2 protein-coding genes are annotated in these 3,388 nt (G+C 51.2%); both read right to left on the bottom strand.

Translation table 11 applies throughout. The annotated features are described in order from the left end of the window. The coding region (locus HMPREF1548_RS17675) for a glycoside hydrolase family 3 N-terminal domain-containing protein (protein WP_021637767.1) at positions 1–628 on the bottom strand (628 nt) is incomplete at its 3' end. A gap of 15 nt (positions 629–643) precedes the next feature. After that, the gene (locus HMPREF1548_RS17670) at positions 644–3,115 is read right to left on the bottom strand and encodes a glycoside hydrolase family 38 N-terminal domain-containing protein (protein WP_021637766.1); all 2,472 of its coding nucleotides are present in this window, start codon (positions 3,113–3,115) and stop codon (positions 644–646) included. Positions 3,116–3,388: the final 273 nt, after the last annotated feature.

The following is a 3,388-nucleotide window of genomic DNA, read 5'->3' as shown; positions in this document are numbered from 1 at the left end:
CAGGCGTGCCGTAACCCACATAATGCTTCGGCTCCGCCGCTACGCTGTCCTGCCGTTTCAAATTCCCGCCCTGCATTCCCTTTACGATTTCACGGGCAAATTCCCCACACAGAAAGGTATCCTCCCCAAAGGATTCCTCCACCCTTCCATACCTGGGATCCCTGGTGAGATCCATCACCGGGCTGAAGGTTTCATGCACGCCGTAAGCCCTGGCCTCCGCCGCAATGCAACGTCCCATCCGCCGTCCCAACGCAGGCTCAAAGGTTCCCGCCAGAGAAATCTGCTGGGGAAAACAGGTTGCATTTTCCTCAAACAACCCATGCAGCGCTTCCTCACTGAAAAGGAACGGGATTCCCAGCCTGGTTTCCTCCACTGCCCGGCGCTGCAGCTCATTGGCCAACCGCGGCGTACAGCCCCGCAACTGCACGCTTCCTACGCTCATGCCGCCCATGGAGCGCTTCATTTCCTCCCAATCCGGCTCCGTTACCCGCCCCTCCGGCGTCTTTTCTGAAAAATCAAAGGTAAAAAACTGATCCATCTGCTTAATCTTTTCATCCAGCGTCATCCGGGAAAGCAGATCCTCCACCCGTTCATCTATCGAAGCCGCCGCATTCCTGTATTTTTCCATCTCTAAATCCTCCTTTCAACCGTTGATAAAGGTTACCGGAGCCATATCGTTTTCCGCCAGCCTGTCCAGATCCTCCTGCAGGGATTTTCCCTCCATAAGCTCCAGGGCATAATTGAACTCACCAAAGCCCGACAGATCCATCCTGAAATTGGTTTCCCACGTATTATTCATCACCCAGCTGTAGACAGGCCGTCCGTTATTTTCCTGCCTGCTATCGCACAGGACAATGGGGTGATGCTCCAGCTGCCCCATATAAATTAGCGGCGTATCCTGCGTATTGATCAATACGCTCTCCTGTTCTCCCCGGTACAAAATCCCCTCGTCCGCAATATAATACTCCATATTCGTACCCGGCAGCTGATCAATGCCGGGACGCATAGGAACGCCGCCGTTGTGAATATAAAGCCGGGTATCCGGAAGCCTCAAAACAAGAGGCAGATAAACGCTTTCGATATCCTCGCTCAGCGTTTTTGCCATCCGCAGGGTGAATTCCAGCCTGGGAAGAGCGCGGTACAGCTTCAGAATTACGCTGCAGTGATACGTTCCCTCCAGACGGAATATCAGCTCCGTCCTGACAAATACAGGCCCCTGATCCAAAATCCTTACATCCGTCAGTTCCCCCTGGAACTGATTTGCATGCAGGCCTCTGATATTGCGCCCGAGCAGCCGCCGTTCCTCGTAAGCTCCCTTCCTGATTTCCGTCCGTTCATATATGGGCGTAAAAATACGTTCCAGGCCGTCCCCCAGCATTTCCCTTCCGCTTTTTTTATTATAAAAGGAAGTAATCCCCTTACCGATACGGTAGCGGACCGCGAACCACTCATTTTCCATACCGTATGGAAGCAGACAGCTTTCCTTATCGTAATCGTTCACAATATCCCGCACCCGTTCCGCGCCGACCCAGGCCGTACGGGTGAAAAGCTTGTGCACCGCGGCCGGCTGTTCCTCATAGGAAAATTCCTTTTCCTCCATCGGCTCAAACTTCGACAGGAAGCTTACCAGCACGCCCCGGGGATGGGCCGACAGCTGGACGGCAGGCTCCTCTCCTGTTTTCAAATCCCTCACCTTGACTCCGGGCAGACAAATCGTTTCCACGTAGAAGGATACCGGATACACTCTTTTTTCCCGGCTGACCGATACGGCCTTCACCCTGCCGCTGCAATTGTAATAGCAGAGGATATCTCCCAGCAGATGGCACTGCTCATTTTTCCGCATGGCCCCCGCCTCATGAGCCTTGGAGGCGTAGCTTGTCTTACGGATGTCCAGATTGATTACCCCGGTGTCATAAGGATTGGTCACCGTAGCCGAATGCCCCCAGGTATGCTCCGCATACAGAAGCACATTATCCTCTGCGGTCTCTGTCAGCTGAGTGTTCCGCTTCCCGGTCTTTTCCTCCAGCCTGTCACACACATGGGCGAAACGCAGCGCCTCCTTATAATGTTTTACAGCATAAGGAGTGGAACCCACACCATTGCCCCACCAGTCATTCAGCGCGCCCCGGCAGACAGGCGCCTCCTTCACCTCATCCCGGATTAACGTATACAGCTCCTGCAGCGAAACCATCTGCAGCCTCACTTCCTCCCCGTACCTGCTGTTAAACTCCCGCACAGTGGCGGCAATTGCCGGATTTATCGGCGCATTATCCGAAAAGACACCGCTCACACTGGTGATATAAAAGTCATACGGGTAGCCGTTTTCCTCATACTCCGCAATGCTTTCGCCCAGATTTCTGTGAAGCGCCTCCATCGGCGCCTGCGGTCCCTCCTTCCCGAAATAATTCTCCGTCATGAAGTTCACATTTTTGGAAAAAACAATCCCCAGGGCATTTCCCAGATTATAATGCTCGCCGTTCCATACCAGAAGCCTGCGCCCCTCCTCATTTTCCCAGAAAAAAGGCTGCTGGTTCTGATACAACGGATACATCCCGTGATGGGTATGAATATTGGTATACAAAAATTCAATTCCGTTCTGCATCAGCACATCCCTGGCGCCCAGGGAGATGCCGTTAATATCCGCATTCATAGCTGTTTTTATCGGACATCCCTGCTCCGTAAAAATCTGCTGCAGCTTCTGTGTCCGCCGGTTCAACATCCCACAGTCCACAAGATCATTAAAGTTCAGATAGGTGGCTGAAATTCCTATTTTCCCCTGTCTCACCAGCCGGAAAAAGTCCTCCTTCTCCGTCTCCTGCGCAGTCTTTAAAAACTGCTCCACACAGTACAGCGTTTCGCAGTTCCACCGCAGGCCGCTCTCCTGCATATTTTTCTGGCAGTTCTCCTGTAATCCTATTGGCTGTACCTCCTGTAAATTCTCCCGGCCAACCGTCCGCATTTCTGCCGGTCTGTCCGTGCCACAATACTTCAACAACCGGACCACAGACCTGATATTCTCAACCTGGTTGTAAATAACCTGCTCCTGCAGATCCGTATATCCCACGTCCGTGTGCGAATGATGTACTATGTATACCTTCCTGATATGCCTGCTCATAAAAATCCTCCCTGGGTATTTTATTTATGGCTTCACAGTATCATATCCTGTTCTATTTTTCTATCCTGCATACTTTAGTCTTACTCCTAAAAAAATCGAAGATTTCAGGCCGCAGTCCGTTACCGTCCTATCGTTTTGGCACAGCGGATTTATTCAGAATTTTTACTAAAAAATATATTTAAATTCCCATTTCGGAATATTTATTGTTATTAAGAATATCATATGCTATGATTGGAATAATAGTCAAAGACCCCGCTGCAAGCAACGGGGTAT

The organism is Clostridium sp. KLE 1755 (assembly GCF_000466465.2).
GTDB classification, from domain to species: Bacteria; Bacillota; Clostridia; order Lachnospirales; family Lachnospiraceae; genus Eisenbergiella; species Eisenbergiella porci.
The sequence above is the reverse complement of the archived record's forward strand: the minus strand, read 5'-3'. Positions and strand labels throughout refer to the sequence as shown.